This window comes from Bordetella avium, from assembly GCF_034424645.1.
Taxonomy (GTDB): Bacteria; Pseudomonadota; Gammaproteobacteria; order Burkholderiales; family Burkholderiaceae_B; genus Bordetella; species Bordetella avium.
On sequence record NZ_CP139969.1, the window covers coordinates 2,332,898 to 2,357,939 of the forward strand.

25 protein-coding genes are annotated in these 25,042 nt (G+C 61.7%); 6 read left to right on the top strand and 19 right to left on the bottom strand.

Going from position 1 to position 25,042, the window contains the following annotated elements:
* The 6 genes from paaN to paaA are packed head-to-tail and all read right to left on the bottom strand — an operon-like array spanning nt 1 to nt 5,423.
* Entirely contained in the window at nt 1–1,665 is a 1,665-nt protein-coding gene (paaN, locus tag U0029_RS10820) for a phenylacetic acid degradation protein PaaN (protein ID WP_114851897.1), read from the bottom strand.
* A 53-nt stretch (nt 1,666–1,718) separates the two neighbouring features.
* Complete coding sequence (gene paaE / locus U0029_RS10825) at nt 1,719–2,807, bottom strand: 1,2-phenylacetyl-CoA epoxidase subunit PaaE (protein WP_114851896.1); 1,089 nt, start codon at nt 2,805–2,807, stop codon at nt 1,719–1,721.
* 11 nt (nt 2,808–2,818) lie between these two features.
* Nucleotides 2,819–3,289: a 1,2-phenylacetyl-CoA epoxidase subunit PaaD gene (gene paaD, locus U0029_RS10830; RefSeq protein WP_086935827.1), complete on the bottom strand. Its 471-nt coding sequence runs from the start codon at nt 3,287–3,289 to the stop codon at nt 2,819–2,821.
* Between the two features lie 26 nt (nt 3,290–3,315).
* Nucleotides 3,316–4,080 carry a 1,2-phenylacetyl-CoA epoxidase subunit PaaC gene (gene paaC / locus U0029_RS10835; RefSeq protein ID WP_114851895.1) on the bottom strand — a complete coding sequence of 255 codons (765 nt, stop codon included), beginning with the start codon at nt 4,078–4,080 and terminating at the stop codon, nt 3,316–3,318.
* A gap of 9 nt (nt 4,081–4,089) precedes the next feature.
* Complete coding sequence (gene paaB, locus U0029_RS10840; RefSeq protein WP_012417062.1) at nt 4,090–4,374, bottom strand: 1,2-phenylacetyl-CoA epoxidase subunit PaaB; 285 nt, start codon at nt 4,372–4,374, stop codon at nt 4,090–4,092.
* A 59-nt stretch (nt 4,375–4,433) separates the two neighbouring features.
* Entirely contained in the window at nt 4,434–5,423 is a 990-nt protein-coding gene (gene paaA / locus U0029_RS10845) for a 1,2-phenylacetyl-CoA epoxidase subunit PaaA (protein WP_012417061.1), read from the bottom strand.
* Between the two features lie 158 nt (nt 5,424–5,581).
* Between paaA and paaX the strand changes: the two genes are divergently transcribed.
* Nucleotides 5,582–6,505 carry a phenylacetic acid degradation operon negative regulatory protein PaaX gene (gene paaX, locus U0029_RS10850; protein ID WP_114851936.1) on the top strand — a complete coding sequence of 308 codons (924 nt, stop codon included), beginning with the start codon at nt 5,582–5,584 and terminating at the stop codon, nt 6,503–6,505.
* Nucleotides 6,506–6,700: 195 nt separating this feature from the next.
* On the opposite strand, the gene orn is transcribed toward paaX, so the two are convergent.
* A complete protein-coding gene (gene orn / locus U0029_RS10855) occupies nt 6,701–7,246 on the bottom strand; it encodes an oligoribonuclease (protein ID WP_012417059.1) in 546 nt (181 codons plus the stop codon).
* 54 nt (nt 7,247–7,300) lie between these two features.
* On the opposite strand from orn, the gene U0029_RS10860 reads away from it, so the two are divergent.
* Genes U0029_RS10860 through otnI form a run of 3 tightly spaced genes read left to right on the top strand, consistent with a single transcriptional unit; the run spans nt 7,301 to nt 10,270 of the window.
* On the top strand, nt 7,301–8,560 hold the full coding sequence (locus tag U0029_RS10860; protein ID WP_114851894.1) for a M48 family metallopeptidase: 1,260 nt from the start codon (nt 7,301–7,303) through the stop codon (nt 8,558–8,560).
* A complete protein-coding gene (rsgA, locus tag U0029_RS10865; protein WP_114851893.1) occupies nt 8,557–9,453 on the top strand; it encodes a ribosome small subunit-dependent GTPase A in 897 nt (298 codons plus the stop codon). Before U0029_RS10860 ends, rsgA begins: the two co-directional genes overlap by 4 nt.
* Before the next feature lie 25 nt (nt 9,454–9,478).
* A complete protein-coding gene (gene otnI, locus U0029_RS10870) occupies nt 9,479–10,270 on the top strand; it encodes a 2-oxo-tetronate isomerase (RefSeq protein ID WP_114851892.1) in 792 nt (263 codons plus the stop codon).
* A gap of 6 nt (nt 10,271–10,276) precedes the next feature.
* On the opposite strand, the gene U0029_RS10875 is transcribed toward otnI, so the two are convergent.
* The gene (locus U0029_RS10875; protein WP_169507410.1) at nt 10,277–10,987 is read right to left on the bottom strand and encodes a CoA pyrophosphatase; all 711 of its coding nucleotides are present in this window, start codon (nt 10,985–10,987) and stop codon (nt 10,277–10,279) included.
* Nucleotides 10,988–11,149: 162 nt separating this feature from the next.
* Complete coding sequence (gene rplS, locus U0029_RS10880; RefSeq protein WP_012417054.1) at nt 11,150–11,539, bottom strand: 50S ribosomal protein L19; 390 nt, start codon at nt 11,537–11,539, stop codon at nt 11,150–11,152.
* A gap of 244 nt (nt 11,540–11,783) precedes the next feature.
* Between rplS and U0029_RS10885 the strand changes: the two genes are divergently transcribed.
* Nucleotides 11,784–12,656: a DMT family transporter gene (locus U0029_RS10885; RefSeq protein WP_114851891.1), complete on the top strand. Its 873-nt coding sequence runs from the start codon at nt 11,784–11,786 to the stop codon at nt 12,654–12,656.
* Nucleotides 12,657–12,663: 7 nt separating this feature from the next.
* Here the strand turns inward: U0029_RS10885 and U0029_RS10890 are convergent, their stop codons facing one another.
* The 8 genes from U0029_RS10890 to U0029_RS10925 form a co-directional block, all read right to left on the bottom strand.
* Complete coding sequence (locus tag U0029_RS10890) at nt 12,664–12,909, bottom strand: hypothetical protein (protein ID WP_114851890.1); 246 nt, start codon at nt 12,907–12,909, stop codon at nt 12,664–12,666.
* A 107-nt stretch (nt 12,910–13,016) separates the two neighbouring features.
* On the bottom strand, nt 13,017–14,102 hold the full coding sequence (locus tag U0029_RS10895) for a PA0069 family radical SAM protein (RefSeq protein ID WP_115600729.1): 1,086 nt from the start codon (nt 14,100–14,102) through the stop codon (nt 13,017–13,019).
* A 1,014-nt stretch (nt 14,103–15,116) separates the two neighbouring features.
* Nucleotides 15,117–15,758, bottom strand: coding sequence for a peroxiredoxin (locus U0029_RS10900; RefSeq protein ID WP_012417049.1), 642 nt, complete (start codon nt 15,756–15,758; stop codon nt 15,117–15,119).
* A 101-nt stretch (nt 15,759–15,859) separates the two neighbouring features.
* Complete coding sequence (locus U0029_RS10905) at nt 15,860–17,680, bottom strand: acyl-CoA dehydrogenase (protein WP_114851889.1); 1,821 nt, start codon at nt 17,678–17,680, stop codon at nt 15,860–15,862.
* A gap of 49 nt (nt 17,681–17,729) precedes the next feature.
* On the bottom strand, nt 17,730–19,427 hold the full coding sequence (gene aspT / locus U0029_RS10910; protein WP_114851888.1) for an aspartate-alanine antiporter: 1,698 nt from the start codon (nt 19,425–19,427) through the stop codon (nt 17,730–17,732).
* Between the two features lie 315 nt (nt 19,428–19,742).
* The gene (locus tag U0029_RS10915) at nt 19,743–20,672 is read right to left on the bottom strand and encodes an electron transfer flavoprotein subunit alpha/FixB family protein (protein WP_012417046.1); all 930 of its coding nucleotides are present in this window, start codon (nt 20,670–20,672) and stop codon (nt 19,743–19,745) included.
* Nucleotides 20,673–20,674: 2 nt separating this feature from the next.
* On the bottom strand, nt 20,675–21,424 hold the full coding sequence (locus U0029_RS10920) for an electron transfer flavoprotein subunit beta/FixA family protein (RefSeq protein WP_012417045.1): 750 nt from the start codon (nt 21,422–21,424) through the stop codon (nt 20,675–20,677).
* Nucleotides 21,425–21,494: 70 nt separating this feature from the next.
* Nucleotides 21,495–22,418 (bottom strand): histone deacetylase family protein, encoded by a 924-nt coding sequence (locus tag U0029_RS10925; protein ID WP_236824236.1) that lies wholly within the window; start codon nt 22,416–22,418, stop codon nt 21,495–21,497.
* 10 nt (nt 22,419–22,428) lie between these two features.
* On the opposite strand from U0029_RS10925, the gene mltB reads away from it, so the two are divergent.
* Entirely contained in the window at nt 22,429–23,568 is a 1,140-nt protein-coding gene (gene mltB, locus U0029_RS10930) for a lytic murein transglycosylase B (protein ID WP_012417043.1), read from the top strand.
* 45 nt (nt 23,569–23,613) lie between these two features.
* On the opposite strand, the gene cysM is transcribed toward mltB, so the two are convergent.
* Entirely contained in the window at nt 23,614–24,525 is a 912-nt protein-coding gene (gene cysM / locus U0029_RS10935) for a cysteine synthase CysM (RefSeq protein ID WP_012417042.1), read from the bottom strand.
* Nucleotides 24,526–24,588: 63 nt separating this feature from the next.
* On the bottom strand, nt 24,589–24,978 hold the full coding sequence (locus U0029_RS10940; RefSeq protein WP_114851887.1) for a ComEA family DNA-binding protein: 390 nt from the start codon (nt 24,976–24,978) through the stop codon (nt 24,589–24,591).
* Nucleotides 24,979–25,042: the final 64 nt, after the last annotated feature.

A 25,042-nucleotide genomic window follows, 5' to 3' on the forward strand; every position in this document is an offset into this window, starting at 1 on the left:
TCAAACGTGACGGCGGGTCTGCACCACGCGGAAGCGGTTGGCCACAAACGCGCTATCCGACAATGCGGCATTGGCCGCAGGGTTGGCGCCCGTGCCGTGAAAGTCACTGAATGCTGCGGTCTGATTCACGAATACCGCACCCGTGAGGTTGAGCGAAAGCGCCACGCCAGCCTGCTCGGCCGCATCCTGCACCTGTGCCGCCACATCGTCGTCGGTGGTGTAGGCCGACAGGCTCAGGGCTCCATGTGCGCGGGCAGTGTCACGCGCCAACTTGACGCTGTGCGCGGTCGAGTCGGTGGCAACGACAAAGGAGATAGGGCCGAACCACTCTTGGAAAATGCGGGCGTCATCCGCGTCGGCACGCAAGACCAGCGGCGTACGCACGCGGGCCTGCGCGAACTGCGGATGCTCCAGCACGCGCGAGTCGGCCAATAACGGCAGGCCCAGCGCTCGTGCAGCGTCGATGCGTTGCGCGGTGGCTTCATTCTGAATGGCGCCGGTCAACTCAACCGCACGAGCGGCATCCCCAGAGAGCTTCTCAACCGCGCTGGCGATGGCGGCCGCCACTTCATCAAAACTCAAACGGCCTTCGGCGGTGTCGATACCATCACGCGGCACATAGATGTTTTGCGGCGCGGTGCACATCTGACCCGAGTACAGCGCCAGCGAAAATGCCAGGTTGCGCGCCACACCCTTGATGTCGGCTGCCGAATCGATAATGACCTGATTGACACCGGCCTTTTCGGTGTAAACCTGCGCCTGGCGGGCGTTTTGCTCCAGCCAGTTGCCGTTGGCGCTGCTGCCGGTAAAGTCGATCAACTTGACGGCGGGATTGAGCGCCAACTGTTGAGCCGTGTCATCACCGGCCTCATGCGCGGCCAGTTGCACGACGTTGGGATCGAAGCCCGCCTCGGCCAGGACTTCTCGCGCCACCAGCACCGTCAGGGCCAGCGGCAAAATGGCCGAGGGATGCGGCTTGACGATGACGGTGTTGCCGGTAGCCAGACTCGCGAACAGGCCCGGATAACCGTTCCAGGTCGGGAAGGTCGAGCAACCGATCACCAGCGCGACGCCACGCGGCACGATGGTAAAGCGCTTCTCCATCTTGATGGGCTCGTTCTTGCCCTGCGGTTTTTCCCAGATGGCGACATCGGGAATACGCGACATTTCCTGCCAGGCATAGGTCACGGCTTCCAGGCCACGATCCTGGGCATGCGGGCCGCCTGCCTGGAAAGCCATCATGAAGCCCTGCCCTGTCGTGTGCTGCACGGCTTGGGCCATCTCGAAGCTGCGCCGGTTCAGGCGGGTCAGGATTTCCAGCGAAACGCCCACCCAGGCACGCGGGCCGGCACGGCGCCAGCTCTCGCCGGCGGTTTGCGCAGCAGCCACGAGACGATCCGGCGAGATGCGCGGATAGCGGATATTCAGCGGAAAGCCAAAAGGCGAAACCTCACCGCTCACACTGCCTTCTGCGCCATCCACCACGAGCGGAAACGCTTTGCCGAGCAAGGCGTCAAACGCAGCCTGGCCGTCCTGAGCAGCCGTCTCGCCATAGTTGCGCGGGCTGGGGGATTCTGCGAACGGACTCCAGTAACCGCGTTCACGGGCGGCCTGCAAGGCCTTTTCGAGCACCGGCTGGTGAAGTTCAAAGAAATCTTGGGACATTGCCATCTCTCCAGTTTATTTTTTAATGATTTCGCAACAGGCGCCAGGCGCGCTCAGGTTTCCTGGTCGAAGTCCAGCACCAACCGGTCACTGACAGGATAGCTCTGGCAGCTCAGGACAAAGCCGCGCGCCACTTCATAATCTTCCAGCGCGAAGTTGGCATCCATATCCACTTCGCCCTCCACGACCTTGCACCGGCATGTCGAACAGACACCCCCCTTGCAGGAATAGGGCAATTCAACACCTTGCGCCAGCGCCGCATCCAATACATTGAGCTGGTTCTTGGCGATGGAGAAGCTGCGGCTGTGGCCATCCTGAATAACGGTCACTTCGCACTGCCCCTTGCCGGGCGCCACAGGCGCATCGCGGCCGGAACGCAGGCTGCGCGGCCCCTTGGGGGCACCAAACAGTTCAAACTTGATGCGCGACTTATCCAGGCCACGCGCGCCCAGACGCTCCACCACACTTTCGATCATGGTTTGCGGACCACAGACGAAGGCGTAATCAACCTCATCCGCGCTCATCCAGCTCGTCATGAGCTGATCAACTTTGTCGCCATCCAGACGGCCATTGAACAACTCGATATCCTGAGACTCGCGGCTCATGATGTAGACCAACGAAAAACGCTCCATGTAGCGGTTCTTCAGGTCTTCGATTTCTTCGCGAAACAGCACCGAGGACGACGCACGGTTGCCAAAAAACAGCGTGAAGCGACTGCGCGGCTCGCTGCCCAGGGCAGTTTTCACCAGCGACAGCACCGGTGTAATGCCACTGCCCACCGCGAAGGCCACGTAATGCCGCGCATGCTCGGGCGAGAAGTCCACCGTAAAATTCCCCGCCGGCGCCATTACTTCAAGGTCCTGGCCGGGCTGCAACTGCTGGTTGGCCCAACTGGAAAACACACCCTCATCGACCTGCTTGATCGCCACGCGCAGGATGCCATCCTGAGGGGCCGAACAGATCGAGTAAGAGCGGCGGACCTCCTCGCCATTGAGCTGCGTGCGCAGGGTAAGGTACTGGCCGGGACGGAAGGCGAAGGTGTCGCGCAGCGTGTCGGGCAGATCGAAAGTGACCACGACAGCGTCGCGCGTATTGCGCGCCACGTCAGCGACTTTCAGCGTATGAAATTGGGGCTGGCTCATGAGAAAACCGCTCAATGCGTCTTGAAGTAGTCGAAAGGCTCGCGGCAGTCCGCGCAGCGGTAAAGGGCCTTGCAGGATGTCGAGCCGAAATTGCTGATCAGGCGCGTGTTGGACGAAGCACAACGCGGACAGGGGATCGCAGGCATGGCCTGCTTGCGGCTGATGCCGGAGATGTCCACCGCCCGCTCCGCGGGCGCGGCAATGCCATAGCCTTTCAGGGCGGCGCGGCCACGCTCGGTCATCCAGTCAGTCGTCCACGCCGGTGACAAACGGGTCTGCACCCGCACCTGCTCCAGTCCGTGGCCGGCCAGCACCTGCACAATATCCTCGGTGATTTCACGCATAGCGGGGCAGCCCGAGTAGGTGGGCGTGATGGTGACCACACAGGTGCCCTCTTCCCAACCCACTTCACGCACGATACCCAGGTCCACCACGGACAACACCGGAATCTCGGGGTCGGGCACCGACTCGAGCCAGCGCATGACCTGGCTGCTGTCCGCCACGGCACTCACCAGCGGGCTCCTGGATAGCTGCGCTGCAAATGCTGCATCTCGGCCAGCACATAGCCCAGCGCTTCGGTATGACGGCCCTGCCAGCCGCCGCGATGGGCAGGATGAAAAGCCTCCTGCTCATCGGGCACGGTAAGCGTGGCCTCTTCGAGTACCTCACGCACATGAGCCAGCCAGGACGCGCGCAGGCTTGCACGCGCCACGCAGATACCCCGCCCAGCCAGATCGAGATCGACCTCGTCATCGACAAACAGCTCACCCGCATAGGGCCAGGCCGCATCAAGGGCGGCCTGCATGCGGCGGTGGCTTTCTTCGGTGCCATCGCCCAGGCGTACCACCAGGTCCGAAGCGCGGCGCACGTGATAGGTGACCTCTTTGAGCGACTTGGCGGCGATGGCGGCCACGCGCTCATCCGTGGAGGCGGTCAGGCCGCGCAACAGGAAGTAGTGCCAGACATCGAACAGAAACTGGCGCGCCATCGTGTCGCCATAGTGGCCGTTGACCCGCTCGACTAGCAGACAATTGCGGAACTGATGCGCGTCGCGCAAATAGGCCAACTGATCTTCGTCGCGCCCGGCGCCTTCGACCTCAGCAGCCAGCGTCAGCCACATGCGAGCCTGCCCCAGCAAATCCAGCGCCGTATTGGTCAGCGCGAGATCCTCTTCGAGCACGGGACCATGCCCGCACCACTCGCCCAGCCGCTGCGACAGAATAAGCGTAGAGTCACCCAGGCGCAGAAGATATTCAAACAGATGTTTATCCATGCCGCCGCCTTACATGTGTTTGATTTCTTCCGGCATCGGGAAGAAGGTCGGATGACGATAGACCTTGTTATTGGCCGGCTCGAACAGCGGTTCTTTGTCGCCGGGGCTGCTGGCGGTGATATCGCTGGCGCGCACGACCCAGATGCTCAGGCCTTCATTACGACGCGTGTAAACATCGCGTGCATTGTTGATCGCCATTTCGGCATCCGGCGCATGCAGGCTGCCCACATGCTTGTGCGCGAGGCCGTGCTGGCTGCGGATGAAAACTTCCCAGAGGGGCCATTCTTTGCTCATGATGCGTATTCCCGGCGCGTCGCGCCTTTGCTTACGGAAGGAAACAGGTGGGCGCCGTTTCAGGCGGCCTTGCGGCGGGCCTGCTTATCGGCGTAAGCCGCCAGACCATCGCGCACCCAGGCGCCGTCTTCATGCGCCTTGACGCGTGCGGCCAGCCGCTCGCGGTTGCAAGGACCATTGCCTTTGATAACGGCGTAAAACTCGGCCCAATCGATCTCGCCGAAGTCGTAGTGACCGCGTTCCGCGTTCCACTTCAGGTCTGGGTCGGGCACCGTCAGCCCCAGGTACTCGGCCTGCGGCACAGTCTGATCCACCATCTTCTGGCGCAGCTCATCGTTAGAAAAGAGCTTGATCTTCCATTGCATGGACTGCGCGCTATTGGGAGAGTCGGCGTCCGAAGGGCCGAACATCATGAGGGCAGGCCACCACCAGCGGTTGAGCGCGTCCTGGCACATGGCCTTTTGCTCGGGCGTGCCATGCAGACACATCTGAATCAGCAGGTCATAGCCTTGGCGCTGATGGAAGGACTCCTCCTTACAGACTCGCACCATCGCGCGGGCATAGGGACCATAAGAGCAACGGCAAAGCGGGATTTGGTTGATGATGGCCGAGCCGTCCACCAGCCAGCCGATCATGCCGATATCGGCCCAGCTCAGGGTGGGGTAATTGAAAATGCTGGAGTACTTGGCCTTGCCGGAATGCAGATCGCTGATGAGATCATCGCGCGACACGCCCAGGGTTTCGGCGGCGCTGTAGAGATAGAGCCCGTGGCCGGCCTCATCTTGCACTTTGGCCAGCAAAATGGCCTTGCGCTTGAGCGATGGAGCGCGGGTAATCCAATTGCCCTCGGGCAACATACCGACGATCTCGGAATGCGCATGCTGAGAAATCTGCCGCACCAAGGTCTTGCGATAGGCTTCAGGCATCCAATCCTTGGCTTCGATGCGGATACCTTCATCCACGCGGCGCTGGAACTCGCGCTCGGAGCCGGACAGTTCGTCCTTGCTCCGCAACTGCTTCACACCGGTCTCCACCAGTTGCGCGTACATAGTCGTCTCCTTGGACTGGCACAGTAGCCAGTCAATGGTTTTCTTGATGGAGCGATTATTTAATACAAAAAATCCATTGTCAAACTTATATCTGTATCACATTGGATTTATGTATCATGTCGCGCAGCACCACCACAGGTAGAGGCCGCCCCGCTTTTATGGACGCAACAACAGATCAGTTCCTGAACCGCCTGCTCGCGCAGGACCCACCCCGCGCCAAGTCGCTTTGCGTGAGCTTGTTGGGCGACGCTTTGGCGCCGCACGGCGGCGCCATCTGGCTGGGAGATCTGATCGAGTTGCTGACCCCGGTGGGCATCAACGAGCGTTTGCTGCGCACCAGCGTTTTCCGCCTCGTGGCCCAGGACTGGCTGCAATCCGAGCGTCATGGGCGGCGCAGTCTTTATCTGATGGCAGATACCGGGCGGCGCCTTACTGCGCTGGCCTCGCAGCGCATCTACGAAGGCCCGCCCCAGGAATGGCAAGGAGAATGGACGCTGGTCGCGCTGCCGCGCACGGGCGGCAACGGCCTGGCTGAACGCACCGAACTTCGGCGGGCGCTGGAATGGGAAGGGTTCGCGCTGGTGGCGCCAGGCCTGTTCGCCCATCCGGCCACCGAAGTGGGCGCCGCGCATGACATACTGGAACAACTGGGCATCCCCGACAAGGCGCTGGTACTGGCTGCCCGCGATCTGGCCGGCGCAGGGGGACTCCCTATCGCCAGCCTGGTGCCGCAGTGCTGGAATCTGGAGGCGGTGGCGGAGCAATACCGCCTATTCGAGCGCATGTTCGCACCGCTCAACCCCCTGTTGGCACACAACCCACCCACGCCGGAACAGGCCTTCGCCCTGCGCGTGCTGCTGTTGCATCACTGGCGGCGCATCGTCTTGCACGATCCGCAACTGCCCATGCCCATGTTGCCGGCCGACTGGCCTGGCGTAGCAGCGCGGGCGCTATGCGGCCAGTTGTACTGGAGTCTGTTCGATGGCTCGGAACAGCATCTGGATGCCGTGGCAGGCCGCGAAAACGAGCGCTACCGCCCGCTCGCGCCCGATGCGCTCAAGCGTTTCGGGGGCAGGCCCTAGCCCTGAGCGGGCGCCAACGCTATTCGTCAGAGCGCAAGCTCATGCGCGGCAGGAGCGGCGCCCAGGCGATGGCGAGATCATGGGCAAGGCTCAGAAAACCGCCAGAATGTCTGAACCTGTCGAGGGCGCACGCTTGCAGGAAGCCAGCGCAGGATTCCCGCGTACTCCGTACTGCCCGCCGCGCTTTTCTAAGCCTCAGAGTTTGAGGAAATGCTCGCGGTAGTGCTTCAGCTCGTCGATGGATTCATAGATGTCGGCCAGCGCCTCATGCCGGCTTTTCTTCTCGAAACTCTTGTAGACGGCCGGGGCCCAGCGCCGCGCCAACTCCTTGAGTGTGCTGACATCCAGATTGCGGTAGTGGAAAAAACGCTCCAGGTTCGGCATGTAGGCAAACATGAAACGACGATCCTGGCTAATGGTGTTGCCGCACAGGGGCGACTTGCCGGCCGGCACATACTGCGACAGAAAGTCGATCAATTGCTGTTCGGCCTGCGCCTCGGTCAGGGTGGAAGCCCTGACCTTGTCAATCAGACCACTCTTGCCATGGGTGGATTTGTTCCAGTTGTCCATCGCCTCGAGCACGCTGTCGCTCTGGTGCACCACCAGAACCGGGCCCTCGGCCACCACGGTAAGATCGGGTTCGGTCACCACGACGGCGACTTCGATGATGCGTTCTTTCTCGGGGTCGAGCCCGGTCATTTCCATGTCGAGCCAGACCAGGCGATTTTCGTTGGCAGCCATATAATTTGCCTTTAAAACACGCGATTTTCGCACACCCCTGCACAAGGTGCCCGATTGCCCTTATTCACCCTGCTGTTCGTTGCCCTGCTGATTGCCGACACCGGCGTGCGCCTTTGGCTGGCCAGCCGCCAGATCCGGCACGTCGCCCAGCATCGTCATGCCGTGCCAGACGAATTTTCCGCCCGAATCGGCCTGCGCAGCCATCAACGTGCCGCTGACTATACCGTGGCGCGTGTGCGGCTGGGCATGCTTGAACGAATCTATGATGCGCTTATCCTGCTGGGGCTGACTTTGTTTGGCGGTTTGCAATGGCTAGATCTGACGCTGGGCCAACTGACTCAATCCGATTTCCTGCGACAGTTGCTGCTGCTGGTCAGCGTCGCGCTGCTGCTGGGCCTGGCCGGCCTGCCCTTCACCCTGTGGCGCCAGTTCGGGCTGGAAAGCCGCTTCGGCTTCAACCGCATGACGCCAAGACTATTCGTTTCCGACACGCTCAAGGGCCTGCTTGTGACCTGCTGCCTGGGTCTGCCGCTGGCGGCCGCCATCCTATGGCTGATGGCCGAAGCCGGCAGCTTCTGGTGGCTGTGGGCCTGGGGCTTGTGGACAGCCTTCAATCTGCTGCTCATTTTTATCGCACCGACCTATATCGCGCCGCTATTCAACACATTCACGCCGCTGCGGGACGGCGAGCTCAGCGCACGTATCCAGGGTCTGGCAGAGCGCTGCGGCTTCACCCTCAAGGGCCTGTTCGTCATGGATGGCTCGAAGCGCTCGGCTCATGGCAACGCCTATTTCACGGGCTTTGGCAAAAGCCGACGCATCGTGTTCTTCGACACGCTGCTGTCCCGGCTCAATGCGGATGAAATCGAAGCCGTGCTGGCCCACGAGCTGGGGCATTTCAAACACAAGCACATCATCAAACGCATCGCCTTGAGCCTGCTGGTGGCCCTGGGCTTCTTTGCCGCGCTGGGCTGGTTGGCCCGACAAAGCTGGTTTTATGTCGATCTGGGCGTCTTGCCCCAACTGGGCGGCCGCAACGATGCGCTCGCGCTCATTCTTTTCTTTTTGGTCGTGCCCGTGTTCACTTTCATGTTCACCCCGCTTGCCAGCTGGTATTCGCGCCGGGACGAGTTCGAAGCCGACCGCTACGCGGCCGAGCAAAGCTCGCCCGGCTATCTGACGGCCGCGCTGGTCAAACTGTACGACGACAATGCCGCCACCTTGACGCCCGACCCGATGCACTCGGCGTTCTATGACAGCCATCCGCCTGCGGCAGTACGCATCCGCCATCTGCAGGCAGGAGCGCAGATATGAGCGGCGATACGCAGGGACGCATCATCGCCGCGCATGGGCGGCATTACAGCGTGGAGCTGGCCGACGGCCATGTGCGCAAGTGTTTTCCGCGCGGCAAGAAAACCGGCCCGGCCGTGGGCGATTGGGTGCGCATCACGCCGCAGGGCAACGATGAAGGCGCCATAGACGCGGTGCTGCCCCGCCGCAATCTGCTGTTTCGCTCCGACGAGATGCGCTCCAAGCAATTCGCCGCCAATGTCGATCAGTTACTGATCGTCGTGGCGGTAGAACCCACCTTCTCCGAAGACCTGCTCGGCCGCGCCCTGACCGGGGCCTGGAGCGCGGACATCGAACCCATCATCATCCTGAACAAGATCGACATTACCGCCGGCGTGGCAGCCGCCCGCGAACGGCTGGCCCCCCTCCGGGTGCTAGGCGTGCCGATTATCGAGCTCAGCGCCCAGGACAGCGAGGCCGTGCGCCGGAAACTGGCGCCGCGGCTGGCGGGCAAGGTCAATCTGCTACTGGGTCAAAGCGGCATGGGCAAGTCCACCCTGCTCAACACCCTGATTCCTGAAGCCCAGGCTGCCACGCGTGAACACTCGACAGCACTGGACATGGGGCGCCACACCACCACCAGCACCCGCCTTTATCACCTGCCCTCACCGGGCGGCGACTTGATCGACTCACCCGGATTCCAGGCCTTCGGCTTGCAACACCTGAGCGGCGAAGACATCCTGCGCGGCTTTCCTGAGTTCAAGGCCTATATCGAGCACTGCCGTTTCTACAACTGCACTCACCGGCATGAACCGGGTTGCGGGGTGGTCGAAGCGCTCAAAGACAGGGCCATCGATCCTGGCCGTTATGCACTCTACGAACGCATACTGGCCGAGACCGAACGCCAGCGCTATTGATTCCTCTCGCACCCAGTACGCCGACATGCCACGTTTTGCCGCCAATCTCTCCACGCTCTATCCGGACGTCGACATGCTGGCGCGCTGCGCCAGCGCCGCGCGCGACGGTTTCCGGGCCGTGGAAATGCAGTTTCCGTATGCGCACAGCCCTGCGCAATGGCGTGAACACCTGCAAGCCCATGACCTGGAACTGGTGCTCATCAATGCCCCCGCCGGAAACGCCCAGCTCGGTGAGCGGGGGCTGGCCTGCCTGCCCGGCCGCCAGCACGATTTCCGCGCCAGCTTGGATCAGGCCTTGGACTATGCCGTTTCGCTGCAGTGCCCGCGCCTGCATGTCATGGCCGGCTGTCCGGCACCGGATGCCGATCCCGCGCAGCTGCGTCGGACCTATATCGACAACCTTACCTACGCCGCGCAGCTCGCCGCCGCCGTCCCTATCGACATCCTGATCGAGCCCATCAATAACCGCGACATGCCTGGCTATTACCTCAACCACCAAGCCGACGGCCACGCCATCGCGCAGGCGACGGGTGCCGGCAACGTCAAGGTGCAAATGGATCTTTATCATTGCCAAGTCATGGAGGGCGACGTCAGCACACGCCTGCGCCACTACATTCCCCAGGGCCGGGTGGGGCATGTGCAAATCGCCGGCGTGCCCTTGCGCCAGGAGCCGGATCAGGGGGAGCTCAACTATCCCTATCTGTTCCGGCTGTTGGACGAACTCGGCTATGACGGCTGGGTGGGCTGTGAGTACCGTCCGGCTGCGGACACCCGAAGCGGCCTGCAATGGCTGGAAGCCGCCCGGCGCCCGAACTGAGCGTACTTAGCGCGCCGCGAGGCTTTTATACAAATTGCGCAACATGCCGGCTGTTGCGCCCCAGATAAAGCGCTCGCCCCAAGGCATCGCGTAGTAGCGACGCAGCCGGCCGTCCGCCAGCCGCGCTTGATACAGCCGGTGATTGGCCGGGTCCATCAGAAAACTGAGCGGCACCTCAAAAATCTCCGCCACTTCAAAAGCGTCTGGCGCCAAAGCGAAATCGGGTTCTACCAGAGACACCACAGGCGTGATGGAAAAGCCGGTCGAGGTCCGATACTCGGGCATGCTGTTTAGCACTTCCACCCTGTCTCGCGGCAGTCCGATTTCTTCCTGCGCTTCACGCAGGGCCGTCACGACAGGCGAGCCATCCACCGCTTCGACGCGACCGCCAGGAAAACTGATCTGGCCGGCATGATCGTGCAAATGCGCGGCTCTTTGCGTCAACATCACGCTCACGCCCTGCGGCCGCATCACCATGGGTATTAGCACCGCTGCCAGCACCGGCGCGCCCTCGCGGCCAGGATAAGGCTCGCTTTCCAAGCCAAGCTCGTCCAGCGCCCACTCGCGTTGCGGCCTGAGCGAGCCACGCAGCGAGTCCGGCGTCAGCCGTTCAGGGTTAAGGCGCTGCAAACCCATTGCCGCAGGCCGCCAGGGCTGTGCTTTAGGATCGAAATCGGGCTGGATGATGGGCCTGCGCCCTCGAGGAAGTTCAGACATGATCTGTTTGCCTGGTGATACCAACACTTTGTATGACAACACCCGCCGCCAGGCCAAAAAAAGGCACCCTTGCAGGTGCCTTTTCGTCTCCGCCCGACAAACTCCGGAACGATACCGGCGAGCAGATAGCATTCAAGCCACAGCCTGAAGTCAATCCGAAGATTAACCTTGAGCCTGGTGGTTGGCTTGCTTGCTGACCAGCTTTTCCTTGATGCGAGCCGACTTGCCCGAGCGGTTGCGCAGGTAGTACAGCTTGGCACGTCGCACGTCGCCACGACGCTTGACTTCGATGCTGGCGATTTGCGGCGAGTACAGCTGGAACGTACGTTCCACGGCCTCACCCGACGAAATCTTGCGCACGATGAAGGCGGAATTCAGGCCACGGTTGCGCTTGGCGATAACCACGCCTTCGAAGGCCTGGACACGCTTACGGGTACCTTCAACCACGTTCACGCTCACGATCACGGTGTCGCCAGGGGCGAATTCGGTCACGGGCTTGTCGCCGGTCAGGCGCTTGATTTCTTCCTGTTCGAGAAGAGCGATAAGGTTCATGAGAACTCCAGAATCATCTTGGTCTTTGCGGATTTTTGCCCGAGGGCACTGAGACCCGAGGCGTTTTTGCCGTTGTTTGCATGAAGAAAGCGGCTGCTTCCTTCATTTTTCGTGTGCCGCAAGCAGAGGATGAGATTTGGCAAATCGTTGATTTTACATCAGTGCTCTTTTTTTGACCAGTTTCTCCTGCAATCTCATTGTCCCGGTTCGAGTACGCTTGCGCCTTTGCTCGCCCGCCACCACCATGAGTCATACGTCCCTTCTGCTGGTTGTCCTCGCCGCCATTGCGCATGCGACATGGAATCTGCTCGCCAAACGGGCGGCAATGGTAGGGCCGGTGTTCGTATTTGCCTATGGCTTGGCGGCCAGCCTACTTTACGCCCCCTGGATGATCTGGGTGCTGCTGGACGAAGGCATGACCTGGAGCTGGCCGGTAGCGCTCTGTATTCTGGCCTCTTCTTTGCTGCACCTGGGCTATAGCCTCTGCCTGCAACGCGGCTATCAGGTGGCCGATCTGTCGGTGGTATATCCGATCGCGCGGGGAACGGGGCCCCTGCTATCGACAATGGGCGCATTCATGCTGCTCAATGAGACCGCCACCACAAGCGGAGTGGCCGGCATGCTCTGCGTGGTTGGCGGCGTATTGCTGATCGCCACGCAGGGCAAACTGGCTATGTTCCGCTCACCGCATGCCTGGATCGGAGTGCGTTGGGGGGGCGTCATCGGGCTGTTCATCGCCGCCTACACGGTCGTGGACGCCTATGGCGTAAAAACGCTGCTGATCATGCCCGTGGTATTCGACTGGTTTACCTGCGCCACACGCACACTCATGATGACCCCGCATGTCATGCAGCGGCGCAAACAATACTTCGCCGCCATGCGCGGGCATTGGCATCTGGCGATCGGCGTAGGCCTGCTTTCGCCTTTGGGCTATATCCTGGTGCTGTACGCCCTGCGTATGGGCGCCCCACTCAGCCTGGTAGCCCCGGCACGCGAGATGTCGATGATGCTGGGCACCCTGGCAGGCATGTTTCTATTGCGTGAAAAAGTCGGGCCCGGACGCCTGGCCGGTTGCGGCGCGATTCTGGCGGGCGTCATTTTGCTGGGCTCCAGCTAGCCCACCCTCAGAAACCTGCCGCCGCGCCCAACCACATCAGGCCAGGGATCAACGCCCCCCAGGCTAACACCATGACGACATCCCAGATCATGCGGCGGCGCAGCTCGCTGCGCTGCAACGCCATGTCGGCCTCGATGTCGGCCTGAGCCTCTGGTTCAGGTTCAGCCGGGACGGCAGGCGGATTGGCGCGGAAAGGCCAGCCACGAGTCCGGCGCGGCTCGGTGAGTAATGCATCAGCTACTACCGTCGTCATGATGACGCTCCTTGGTTAACCTGCCAGCACGACAGGAATGAGCCGGCCCAGGCACTGGAACGGCTGAAACAAGCGTCTTGGGCACCACCATGCAGCCCGAGATCGCTTCAGTCTTGGAACAAAGCCATTTGGCCGGCCTCGCGGGCGGCCTTTGCGCCACGTCTGCGCCGACTAGCAGACACCACCACCGGCGGCTGAAAACGATCCAGCGCCAACTCGGCCGATCGGCCTGCCAACCCAAGATGACGGGTGGTCAATTGGAAGCGTTGACGCAGCAGGTCCCCCCAGATGTCAGTACCATGCATGCGGGTCTCAAAACTGCTGTCGTTGCGCCGGCCCTCACGCATATCTTCGATGCGATGCAACACGCGCTGCGCCCTGTCAGGGAAGTGGGTATGCAACCAGGTTTCGAAAACCTCTTTGACCTCCCAAGGCAAGCGCACCACCGTGTAGCCGGCTGAGGTGGCGCCCGCCTCGGCGGCGGCCTCCAGTATCTGCTCCAGCGAGTCATCGTTGATAAAGGGAATGACGGGTGCGACCAGCACCCCCACAGGCACCCCCGCCTGGGCCAATTTGCGCAGGGTTTCGAGGCGGCGCGAAGGGGCCGTGGCCCGGGGCTCTAGCGTGCGCGCCATGTCCGGATCAAGCGTGGAAATACTGATATGGACCGTCAGCAATTGCTCGCGCGCAAGCGCAGCCAACAGATCCAGGTCACGCTCGATCAAGGCGCTTTTCGTGACCAGGGTCAAGGGATGATGCGTTTCTGCCATGAGTTCGAGCAGGCCGCGCGTGAGGCGCCAGGTGCGCTCCACAGGCTGATAAATGTCGGTCGCCGACCCGAAATTGATTGGGGCAACTTTATAGCCGGGGCGGGCCAGCTCGGCCCGCAGCGCCTGCACGGCGTTGGCCTTGGCCACCAGACGGGTTTCGAAATCCAACCCAGGCGAATAGCCAAGATAAGCATGGGTGGGCCGGGCATAGCAATATACGCAGCCATGCTCGCAGCCACGATAAGGATTGACGGCCACATCAAAGGGGATGTCGGGGGAATCGTTGCGCGCAAGCATCTTGCGCGCCTGCTCAGCCTTGACCGAGGTTCGCGGCACGGCCAGCACGGGAATATGCCGTTGGGTCGCGGCCGTCGACAGCCCCACCGAAAGAGAGGCAGGCACCGCAGGTGATTGAGCACGGATCGCCGAAGCCGCCTGACTGCCTAGCTCCTGAGCAGCCGCTCGCGAAACGCCAGGCTTCGGCTCATCGCAGCCGGTATGACGGCCCGTGTTAAGGCCGGTGTTAAAGCCCGTGTTAAGGCCGATATTGCGGCCTGCACTCCGAGCGGAAACGCCGTGAATCCCCCAGACATGGCCTTGATCGACGCGGCAAAGACCAGACTCCTCTGATGCAACCCCGTCCTGCGGAAAACGTGGGGAACCCGCCTCATCGGGACCGACTTCATCAGAAATCGCGACATCAGGCACCGCCTCATCGGAGTACGCTTCCTCGGACTCGATATAGACATCGTCAGGGGAAGCGTCATCGACAGCCTCGCCGTCGAACCAACCGTCGTCGAAAACTTCGCGCTCGGTTTGCTCGAAGCGGTGGCGAACATTAGTAACCGCACCCCGACCGCGCGAAGCGGCGGGGGCGGTAGCCGGGGACCCAAAACCGGCGGAAAGCGAATGTTCGGTTCTCATCATGTAAGTACTGTACAAAAACACAGTACTTTTGACAAGCCCCTCAGTCCTGCGAGAACGTCGTTCTGACTGTACCGCAACTCCGACTCATGGTGCTGAGATTTGTTTTCACGACCAGGAATCTCCCTGGAAAGCCGCAGCCCATATAGATTTGGACAAAAAACAACAGCTTTTCCTGGGTAACTCAAATACGGATCAACACGCGGGCAAGGCCTGTCTGCCACGCACGGTACCCTGCCCGGGGAGCATGGCAGTCAGAGTCCGCCTTATTGAGGGCGATGTGAGGGCGATGTGAGGGCGATGTGAGGGCGATGCCCTGCGCGCTTCGCCTCCCGATCATCGCTCAGCCAAGACAGGAGCGCCGCCGCTGCCATCTTGCATCTCGGGCCATCGGACTTGCGCTGCCAGGGAGATGGTGGCAGTCCAGATTTACGGACTCGAGAGGGCCTAAACCCGGCCCATTGCCTTAAAAAAACAGGGGGCCACAGCCCCCTGCTTTCGATGCGCTGGCGCTTACTTGTTGGGCTGCGGCGTGATGCGCAGATAAGGGCGCAGCGCCTTGTAACCCTTGGGGAACTTCTCTTTGATCACGGTCTCGTCTTTCAAGGAAGGCACGATGATGACGTCATCGCCATCTTCCCAGTTGACCGGCGTGGCCACGCTGTAATTGTCCGTCAGTTGCAGCGAGTCGATCACGCGCAGGATCTCATTGAAATTGCGCCCCGTGCTGGCCGGGTAGGTGATGATCAGACGCACCTTCTTGGCGGGATCAATGATGAACACCGAACGCACGGTAAGCGTGGCGTTGGCGTTCGGGTGAATCATGTCATAGAGCTCGGAAACCTTGCGGTCTTCATCGGCCAGAATCGGGAAATTCACCTGGGTCGATTGCGTATCGTTAATGTCATCGATCCACTGCTTGTGCGAATCTTCACCATCCACGGAGAGCGCCAGCACCTTGACGCCGCGCTTGGCGAATTCGTCGGCCAGCTTGGCGGTATAGCCCAGTTCGGTCGTGCACACGGGGGTGAAGTCGGCCGGATGCGAGAACAGCACGCCCCACTTGTCGCCGAGATAGTCATAGAAACGCAGCGTGCCGATGGACGATTTCTGTTCGAAGTCGGGCGCGGTATCGCCCAGACGGAGGTGAGCCATAGAGTATCTCCTGCTTCAGGTTGGCGGTTAACGGATTCTTGCATCAAACCCGCGACAGGGGAAATAAGCAAGCCATATAACCTTATGTTGTATTACTGGGGTCATGCCACGCCCGCCAGTCCGGCGCTCAACTCGGCGACCCGCCCGGCGCGCACCGCCGAACCCAAGGCCCGTGCGCGGGGCAAAATATGCGCGCCATAAAACAGCGCCGTGCCTAGTTTATTGCGGTAGAACACATCATTGCTGCCCTCGGCAATCCTGCGGTAGCTCGCCAGTGCGGCACGCGCCATTTGCCAGCCGCCATGCGTCACGCCTGCCAGCATTAGATAGGGCACGCTGCCAAAGAACACCGCGCGCACCTCGCTAGCCGCGTGTTGCAGCACGAAAACCACCGCCTCTTCGTAGGCATCAATGGCCTCGGCAAAATGCTCACGCAGCCGTTGCAGCCCTTCGCCGCTGGCCTCGTCGGCCTGTTCAGCCTCCAGCGCCCTGAGCGTATCGCGCATGGCCGCAATGCAGGCATGCGCCACAGCGCCGCCATCGCGCAGAGTCTTGCGGCCTACGAAATCATTGGCCTGAATCGCGGTGGTGCCCTCATAAATAGGCAGAATGCGCGCATCGCGGTAATGCTGCGCGGCCCCCGTTTCCTCGATAAAACCCACGCCTCCGTGAACCTGCACCCCTAAGGACGCCACCTCCACGGCAGATTCGGTCGAAAAGCCTTTGACAATAGGCACAAGGTATTCATAGAAGGCTTGATTGCGTGCCCGCACCTCAGCGTCTGGATGATGCTTGCCCTTGTCGTGCGCGGCCGCCGCCACATAGGAAACGGCCCGAGCCGCCTCGGTCAGCGCGCGCATGGTCAGCAACATGCGCTGCACGTCCGGGTGATGCGAAATCGATACCGGACCCGCCGAACCTTCGATGGCACGCCCCTGTATGCGCTCACGTGCATAAGCCTGAGCCTTTTGATAGGCGCGCTCAGACAGCGCGATGCCCTGCTGGCCCACGGAGAAACGCGCGGCGTTCATCATGATGAACATATATTCCAGGCCCCGATTGGCTTGGCCGATCAGATAGCCGACCGCGCCCTCGCCCACCTCACCCTTGCCGGCGCCGTACAGCATCACCGCTGTCGGGCTGCCGTGAATACCCAGCTTGTGTTCCAGCGACGCGCACCAGACATCGTTGCGCCTGCCCAGTGAGCCGTCCTCGTTGACCAACACCTTGGGCACGATGAACAGGGAAATTCCCTTCACGCCAGCCGGCGCATCCGGCAGGCGGGCCAGCACCAGGTGGATGATGTTTTCGGCCAGATCATGTTCGCCGTAAGTAATGAAGATTTTCTGCCCTGTGAGGCGATAACTGCCATCGGGCTGCGGCACGGCGCGGGTCGCCAACAGTGCCAGATCAGAGCCTGCCTGCGGCTCGGTGAGATTCATGGTCCCGGTCCAGCGCCCGCCAATCAGCTGCGGCACATAGGCTTTCTGTTGCGCGGGCGAACCCACCATGAGCAGCGCTTCGATCACGCCATCGGTCAACATGGGGCATAGCGAGAAAGCGAGGCTGGCTGCCTGGAAGTTCTCGCTTGCCGGCGCGGCGACCAACTGCGGCAAGCCCTGACCGCCCCATTGCACCGGATGCTGCAAGCCCTGCCAGCCGCCAGTCGAGTACTCCGCAAAGGCGCGGGCGTAACCCGGCGTCGTAGTCACCACCCCCTCTTTCAAGACAGGCGGCTGACGGTCCCCCGACACATTGAGCGGTGCCACCACATCCTGCACAAAACGCGCATTCTCGGTGAGGATGGCATCGACCAGATCCGGCTCCACCTCCTCGAAACCCGGCAGTTGAAGGATTTCCTCCAAACCCGCCAGCTCTTTCAGGGCGAAGCGGATATCGCGCAGCGGCGTGGTGTAGCTCATGATGTCTCCGTTCTATAAAAATCGGCGTGACTGCCGCCCGTGATGACGATCAACCCAGGTGATAGGCCAAAGCTACGATCAATGGCCCCAGCACCGGCAACAGTACATTGGCAATGGCGTAGGTCACGGTGTAGCCCAGGATGGGCACCGAGCTTCCGGCCCGCTCGATCACGGCGCTGACTGTCGGCGTACTGACATGTTGTCCGGCAATCGCCCCCAAGAGCAGCGGCCCCTCGATCTTGAGCAATTTATGCCCAATCCAGAGGGAGGCGCAGGCCGGGCCCAGCGACACCGCCAAACCAATGACAGGCAGAATAAGCCCATGCTGCTTTAAAAGAGTAATCGCCTGCGGCCCGGCCGACAAGCCGACGCAAGCAATGAAAATCGCCAACCCCAACTCCTTGAGCAGATTGAGGGCCGGTGCGGGAACATGCCCGATCGACGGCCGCTTCGCCGACAGCCAACCGCAGATCAAACCACTCACCAGCGCGCCGCCCCCACTGCCCAGCGACAGGGGCAAACCTGCAACCGTCGCTGACAGGCTGCCGATACCCAGCCCCGCCAGAATGCCGATGCTCATAAACACCAGATCGGTGCCGCCATCGCGGCGCAACTCGCTGCCCAGATGTTCGACGGCCTTGCTCAGCTGGGGGTCGGCGCCCACTAGTCTGAGCACATCGCCATATTGGAGCACCGTCGACGGCATCATCGGCAAGCTCATGCCGCCGCGCTCGACACTATGAAGAAACACCCCGCGCGCAGCGCGGGCCTGCGGGGTCTGCGCCAATTGCGCCAGCGTATGGCCATTGACGCGCCTGCTACCGATAACGACCTGACGCTCCTGCAAATTAAGCGCCTCGGCGTGGGCGGCCGGCACCTGGATTTCAGGCCCAATAACCTTGGTACCGCGCAGGGCATAAAAACGCAGCCCCACGATCACCACGATGTCGCCGGTGCGCAGCACTTCCTCGGCTGCGGGCTCCACCGCCTCGCCATCGCGCAACAAACGGGTCAGCACTGTGCGCCCGGCAAGCTTTTCCTCGACCTCTTGCACCGTCATGCCCTCGGCAGCCGCCACAATGTGCGCGCGGCCCACCAGCCGCGGCAGGGCCGGCAAGGTGGCCTCGTCGTCTTCGGGCAATCCCCCCAGCTTGGTTTCCAGCTCCTTGCAGGCCGTGCGCAAATCGATACGCAGCAGCGCCGGCGCAACCTGACTGGTAAAGAATACGATGCTCAACATCCCCACCAGATAGGTCAGGGTGTAAGCCGTGGCGATATTGGCCTCCTGGCTCTGCAGCTCTGCCGCCGACAAGCCCAGATGGCGCAAGGCCTCCGAGGCAGTGCCGACCACGGCCGACTCCGTCGCCGCGCCCGCCGCCAAACCGGCGGTCGTTCCAGCATCGAAGCCGAAAATACGCGCCGCCACCAAGGAAATCACCAGTACCAGCACCGCCTCGATGATGGGCAAGACCATGAAGCGCAGGCTGGAGCGATTGAGATTGGCGAAAAAGCCCGGGCCGCCGGCATAACCCATGGCAAAGATGAAAAGCGCGAACGAAAGTTCACGCACCGGACCGCCCACCTGGCAGCCTGTCTGGCCCAATAACAGCGCCACGATCAAAGTCCCGCAGATACCTCCCAGCGCCACCGGGCCGATCCGGAACTTGCCGATGAAATAACCTAGACCGACCGCAATGAAAAGAATGGCGATAGGCACAGACTCAAAAAAACCGACGGAGCAGTTCATCGCGCGCGCTCCGTCTTTTGACTAGCATGACTTACATGACTTGCGACTAACTCTTTCATCCTGAGCCCTCTACGCAGTGTGTCTTGCATGCGTCGCAGACATTATCAGAAACAGGACGAAAGCCAAACCATCGCCTTTGTGCAAGGGCTGCTGCCAAGCCTAAGGGCCGCTTTCCGGCGTGTAAACGGTAAGAGCGCGCGAGCGTCTTGCGGACCGCCGATAAAAAACCCCCGGTCAGAACAGCTTCCCGACTGCCGGACCGCAGTCCGACTGTTGAGATGCCATTCAGACCGGGGGGTCTGCCTGTCGGCGCGATCAGAGCGCGCTGGTCAGTTCCGGAACCACTTGGAACAGATCACCCACCAGACCGTAATCGGCCACGCCGAAGATCGGCGCTTCCGGGTCTTTATTGATAGCCACGATGACCTTGGAGTCTTTCATGCCCGCCAGGTGCTGGATGGCGCCGGAAATACCGACTGCCACATACAGCTGAGGAGCTACGATCTTGCCGGTTTGTCCGACCTGCCAATCGTTGGGGGCATAACCCGCATCAACGGCTGCGCGCGAAGCGCCCAGGGCCGCGCCCAGCTTATCGGCCAGCGGATCGAGGATCTTGAAGTTCTCGGCGCTGCCCAGACCACGGCCACCCGAGACAACCACGCGGGCGCCCGCCAATTCGGGACGGTCGCTCTTAGCGACTTCACGGCCCACAAAGCTGGACAAGCCGGAATCCGCCACGGCGGCCATCTCTTCGATCGCAGCCGTGCCGCCTGTGGCAGCCACGGCGTCAAAGCCGGTGGCGCGAACCGTGATGACCTTGACGGCATCGCCCGATTGCACGGTGGCGATGGCGTTGCCGGCATAGATCGGGCGCTGGAAGGTATCCGCCGACTCCACGCTGATGATGTCGGAAACCTGGGCCACATCGAGCTTGGCAGCCACGCGCGGCGCGACGTTCTTTCCCGAAGCCGTGGCCGGGAACAGAATGTGGCTGTAGGCCGGCGCCACGGCCAAAACCTGGGCGGCCAGATTTTCCGCCAGGCCTTCGGCGAGTTGCGGCGCATCGGCCAGCAAGACCTTGCTCACGCCGGCGGCAGCGGCGGCCTGCTCGGCCACGCCACGGGCGTTGGCGCCCGCCACCAGCACGTGCACATCGCCACCGATCTTGACGGCGGCCGCAATAGTATTCAGGGTCGCGCCCTTGAGCTGGGCGTTGTCGTGTTCAGCAATAACAAGCGTCGTCATTGTTAGATCACCTTCGCTTCATTCTTGAGTTTTTCGACCAGCGCGGCGACGTCGGCCACCTTGATGCCAGCCTTGCGGGCCGCAGGCTCGGTGACTTTCAGGGTCTTCAGGCGCGGCGCGGCGTCCACACCCAGGTCCTGCGGCGTGACCGTGTCCAGCGGCTTTTTCTTGGCCTTCATGATGTTGGGCAGCGTGACATAACGCGGCTCATTCAGGCGCAAGTCGGTCGTGATGATGGCCGGCAGCTTGAGCGTCAGCGTTTCCAGGCCGCCATCGACTTCGCGAGTCACGGTGACATTGCCATCGCCCAGCTCGACCTTGCTGGCGAACGTAGCCTGCGGCCAGTCCAGCAAGGCAGCCAGCATCTGGCCGGTCTGGTTGGCGTCATCATCAATCGCCTGCTTGCCCAGAATCACCAGTTGCGGCTGTTCCTTGTCGACCAAGGCCTTGAGCAATTTGGCGACAGCCAGCGGCTGCAACTCAGCGTCGGTCTGCACCAACACGCCGCGGTCGGCGCCAATGGCCATGGCGGTGCGCAAGGTTTCCTGGCATTGCGCCACGCCGCAAGATACGGCGATCACTTCCGCAATGCTGCCCTTTTCTTTCAGACGGGTCGCCTCTTCGACAGCGATTTCGTCAAAGGGGTTCATCGACATCTTCACATTGGCGATGTCCACATCCGATTGATCGGACTTCACGCGCACCTTGACGTTGTAGTCAACGACGCGCTTGACGGGTACCAATACCTTCATCCAGCAGCCTCCAGACAATAATTACCCGGCGATATGCCGGGGTTTGCATTACACGAAATCTTTCCTGATTCTACAGCTTAGACAGCGACCTGATGTGTGCAACCACACTGCGGCCCAGCGCGGACAGACTGTACCCGCCCTCCAGCGTGCTCACGATACGGCCTTGCGCATAACGATCCGCCACCGCGACGAGCTGGTCGGTGATCCAGGCGTAATCGCTTTCCACCAGCCCCATCTGTGCCATATCGTCCTCCCGATGCGCATCAAAACCGGCTGACACCAGGATCAGTTGCGGTGCGTGGGCTTCCAAACGCGGCAACCATTGCTGGCGCACCACCTCACGCACCTTGGGGCCAGTGGTGTAGGCATCCATCGGCACGTTCACCATATTGGCCGCAGCATGCTCAGCCCCGCTGTTGGGGAAAAAAGGATGCTGGAAAAAGCTGCACATCAGTACGCGCTCGTCACCCGCAAAAGCTTGTTCGATGCCATTGCCATGATGGACATCGAAATCAACGATGGCGATCCGCGTCAAACCATGAACCTGCATGGCGTAACTGGCCGCGATGGCGATATTGTTGAAAAAACAGAAGCCCATCGCACGGCTGTGTTCGGCATGATGCCCGGGCGGGCGAACCGCACAAAACGCCGTCCGGGCCTCGCCCGCCATCAGTGCGTCAACCGCCGCAATGCCCGCGCCGGCGGCATGATAGGCAGCCTCTAGCGTATGCGGATTCATAAGCGTGTCCGGGTCGATCTCGGCATAGCCATGCTCCGGAGACAGGCCGCGCAGACGATCCAGGTGATAGGCGCTGTGTACGCGCAAAATGTCTTGACGCGTGGCCGCGGGCACCTCTCTCTCGCCCAGATAGGGCATCAGACCGCTGGCCAGAAGTTGATCGGAAATGGCATCCAGCCTCTGTGGGCTCTCGGGATGCCAACTGCCCATTTCATGCAGTTTGCACGACGGATGAGTAAGATACATGGTCTCCATAGGGAAGATTATGTTCATCACCCGGCGTTTCCTGCAAATCGGCCTACTGGCCATGCTCCTGGGAGGTTGTGCCTCCCCCCCTTTGAAGCTCCAAGACGCCAGCGCAAACCCCTCGAACACCAAGGGTAAACCCGAGGCCATTCGCATCGGACCGGACAGCCCTGCGGCAGAACCTTCCGCCACGCTGGGCGCAAGCGGCAAACTCAGGCCCGAGGTAAGCCGCTTTGGCGAAAGCTTGGCCAGCGAGCGCGCCCTGCCGCCACAAGCCGTGCTGGACCTACTGGCCGATGCGCGCTACAGCAGCACCGTGGCCCGCCTGATTGCCCCCTCGGTTCCTGGACGCAAGGTATGGCGAAGCTGGGATACCTATCGTGCGCGCTTCATTGAACCCAAGCGCATCGGCTGGGGCGTGGAATTCTGGAACGAAAACCGTGCCGTGATCGAGCGCGCTGCGCAGCAATACGGCGTCCCGGCGTCCATCATCGTGTCCATCATTGGCGTCGAAACGCTATATGGCCGCAACATGGGTAATTTCCGCGTCATCGATGCGCTGGCGACGCTGGCCTTTGACCACCCCGAACCCGCCCGCCCCGAACGGGTCGAGATGTTCCGCAAACAGTTGGCTGACTTCATCACGCTGACGCTACAGGGCAAGCTGGAGCCCGGCACGCTGGGCTCGTTCGCCGGTGCGATCGGCATGCCGCAATTCATGCCCACCAGCATTGCCCATTACGCAGTGGATGGCGATGACGACGGCCACATCGATCTGGCTAACAGCGTGCCCGATGCCGTGATGTCGGTAGGCAGCTTTTTACAGAAACACGGCTGGCAACGTGGCTTACCCGTGTTTGCCCCCGTTATCCTGCCCGCCGACCCATCGTCCCTGGTGGATGGCGGTCTGGTGCCCAAACTGAACTGGGCCGGATTGCAGCAGGCCGGGGCGCACCTCAGGCCTGGCGCCAGCGCCGAACCCTGGCAGAACAGCCCGCTAGGCGTGATCGATCTTGCCGAAGAAGCACGCGGCACGGCGGTATATCGTACCGGCACCGCCAACTTCTTTGTCATCACGCAGTACAACCGCAGTTACTTCTATGCCACAGCGGTGGCTGACCTGGCAGCAGCGCTGCAAGCCCGAGTCGGCCGCCCATAAGGTGTTGCGGTCAGGATGCCGGGCGCTCGGGCCCGGCGTCGCCCCTCAGTCGAAAACACCCGTAGACAGATAACGGTCACCGCGATCGCAAACGATAAATACGATCGTGGCGTTTTCTACGCGCTCGGCCACACGCAAGGCGGCAACCAGCGCACCCGCCGCAGAAATCCCACCGAAAATACCTTCCTCGGCCGCCATGCGTCGCGCCATCTGCTCGGCATCGGCCTGGACGATGGACTCGTAGGCATCCACCAGCGAAGCATCGAAAATCTTGGGCAGATAAGCTTGCGGCCACTTGCGTATGCCCGGAATCTGCGAGCCTTCGGCCGGCTGTGCGCCCACCACTTGCACCGCTGGATTGCGCGATTTGAGATAGCTAGCCACGCCCATAATGGTGCCGGTGGTGCCCATGGCGCTGACGAAATGCGTCACCTGACCCTGCGTCTGCGCCCAGATTTCCGGCCCCGTGCCTTCGATATGGGCGCGTGGGTTATCCGGATTGGCGAACTGATCCAAGACCTTGCCCTTGCCCTCGGCCTGCATGGCGGTAGCCAGATCTCGCGCATACTCCATGCCGCCCTTGTCGGCTGGCGTGAGGATCAGCTCGGCGCCATAGGCCGCCATGGCAGCGCGGCGCTCTACTGAAAGATTGTCGGGCATGATCAGCACCATGCGATAGCCTCGCATGGCTGCGGTCATGGCCAGGGCAATACCGGTATTGCCGCTGGTGGCCTCGATCAGCGTATCGCCGGGACTGATTTCGCCGCGTTCTTCGGCGCGCAAAATCATGGACAGCGCCGGTCTATCCTTGACCGAACCTGCCGGATTATTGCCTTCCAGTTTGGCTAGGATGACATTGCCACGGGCCTGGCCGAGTTCGCCAGGAATGCGTTGCAGGCGCACCAACGGCGTATTGCCGACGGTCTGCTCGATAGTGGGGTAAGTGATGGCGTTCATGAGTTGATCATAACCCTGCGGCCCGCCCCGCTATCGCAAACCCGTGCTAGGCGCAGGGAAAAATCAGGGTTGGCGCACTGCCTTCGCTGGAACCGGCTTGTTGGAGGAGGCCCCAGGTTTGCGCGTCGAGGCCGAGCTTGACGCCGCAGGGGGAACAGCAGGGGGCGCCGAGACGGCAGTGCGCGAAGACGGCGCTTGCCCCACGGTCAGGCCAGCCTCGGCGAAGCCGGCGATCTTGCGCTCACCGATGCCGCGCACGCGCTCGCTTAGATCCTGCAAGGACAAAAAAGGCCCGCCGCGCTCGCGTTCGCGCACAATGAGTTCGGCGCTGCGCGGCCCCACCCCTTTCAATTCGCGCAGTTGCGCAGCGGTAGCGCTGTTGAGGTCAAGGGCCGTCGCCGGGAAGGCGGCGCCCAGCAGTAATGCCGTGCATAGCAAGGGGGCGAAACGCATAATGACTCCAGAAGAAAAGACGGCGACCGCCGTCAGGCCCTCCAGAATGCGCTGACGGGCCCCT

Bases quoted from the DNA above. Each gene is read 5' to 3' on its own strand.
- paaN (WP_114851897.1), bottom strand. From the start codon at position 1,665: ATGTCCCAAGATTTCTTTGAACTTCACCAGCCGGTGCTCGAAAAGGCC.
- paaE (WP_114851896.1), bottom strand. From the start codon at position 2,807: ATGAGCCAGCCCCAATTTCATACGCTGAAAGTCGCTGACGTGGCGCGC.
- paaD (WP_086935827.1), bottom strand. From the start codon at position 3,289: ATGCGCTGGCTCGAGTCGGTGCCCGACCCCGAGATTCCGGTGTTGTCC.
- paaC (WP_114851895.1), bottom strand. From the start codon at position 4,080: ATGGATAAACATCTGTTTGAATATCTTCTGCGCCTGGGTGACTCTACG.
- paaB (WP_012417062.1), bottom strand. From the start codon at position 4,374: ATGAGCAAAGAATGGCCCCTCTGGGAAGTTTTCATCCGCAGCCAGCAC.
- paaA (WP_012417061.1), bottom strand. From the start codon at position 5,423: ATGTACGCGCAACTGGTGGAGACCGGTGTGAAGCAGTTGCGGAGCAAG.
- paaX (WP_114851936.1), top strand. From the start codon at position 5,582: ATGGACGCAACAACAGATCAGTTCCTGAACCGCCTGCTCGCGCAGGAC.
- orn (WP_012417059.1), bottom strand. From the start codon at position 7,246: ATGGCTGCCAACGAAAATCGCCTGGTCTGGCTCGACATGGAAATGACC.
- rsgA (WP_114851893.1), top strand. From the start codon at position 8,557: ATGAGCGGCGATACGCAGGGACGCATCATCGCCGCGCATGGGCGGCAT.
- otnI (WP_114851892.1), top strand. From the start codon at position 9,479: ATGCCACGTTTTGCCGCCAATCTCTCCACGCTCTATCCGGACGTCGAC.
- U0029_RS10875 (WP_169507410.1), bottom strand. From the start codon at position 10,987: ATGTCTGAACTTCCTCGAGGGCGCAGGCCCATCATCCAGCCCGATTTC.
- rplS (WP_012417054.1), bottom strand. From the start codon at position 11,539: ATGAACCTTATCGCTCTTCTCGAACAGGAAGAAATCAAGCGCCTGACC.
- U0029_RS10885 (WP_114851891.1), top strand. From the start codon at position 11,784: ATGAGTCATACGTCCCTTCTGCTGGTTGTCCTCGCCGCCATTGCGCAT.
- U0029_RS10890 (WP_114851890.1), bottom strand. From the start codon at position 12,909: ATGACGACGGTAGTAGCTGATGCATTACTCACCGAGCCGCGCCGGACT.
- U0029_RS10900 (WP_012417049.1), bottom strand. From the start codon at position 15,758: ATGGCTCACCTCCGTCTGGGCGATACCGCGCCCGACTTCGAACAGAAA.
- U0029_RS10905 (WP_114851889.1), bottom strand. From the start codon at position 17,680: ATGAGCTACACCACGCCGCTGCGCGATATCCGCTTCGCCCTGAAAGAG.
- aspT (WP_114851888.1), bottom strand. From the start codon at position 19,427: ATGAACTGCTCCGTCGGTTTTTTTGAGTCTGTGCCTATCGCCATTCTT.
- U0029_RS10915 (WP_012417046.1), bottom strand. From the start codon at position 20,672: ATGACGACGCTTGTTATTGCTGAACACGACAACGCCCAGCTCAAGGGC.
- U0029_RS10920 (WP_012417045.1), bottom strand. From the start codon at position 21,424: ATGAAGGTATTGGTACCCGTCAAGCGCGTCGTTGACTACAACGTCAAG.
- U0029_RS10925 (WP_236824236.1), bottom strand. From the start codon at position 22,418: ATGGAGACCATGTATCTTACTCATCCGTCGTGCAAACTGCATGAAATG.
- mltB (WP_012417043.1), top strand. From the start codon at position 22,429: ATGTTCATCACCCGGCGTTTCCTGCAAATCGGCCTACTGGCCATGCTC.
- cysM (WP_012417042.1), bottom strand. From the start codon at position 24,525: ATGAACGCCATCACTTACCCCACTATCGAGCAGACCGTCGGCAATACG.
- U0029_RS10940 (WP_114851887.1), bottom strand. From the start codon at position 24,978: ATGCGTTTCGCCCCCTTGCTATGCACGGCATTACTGCTGGGCGCCGCC.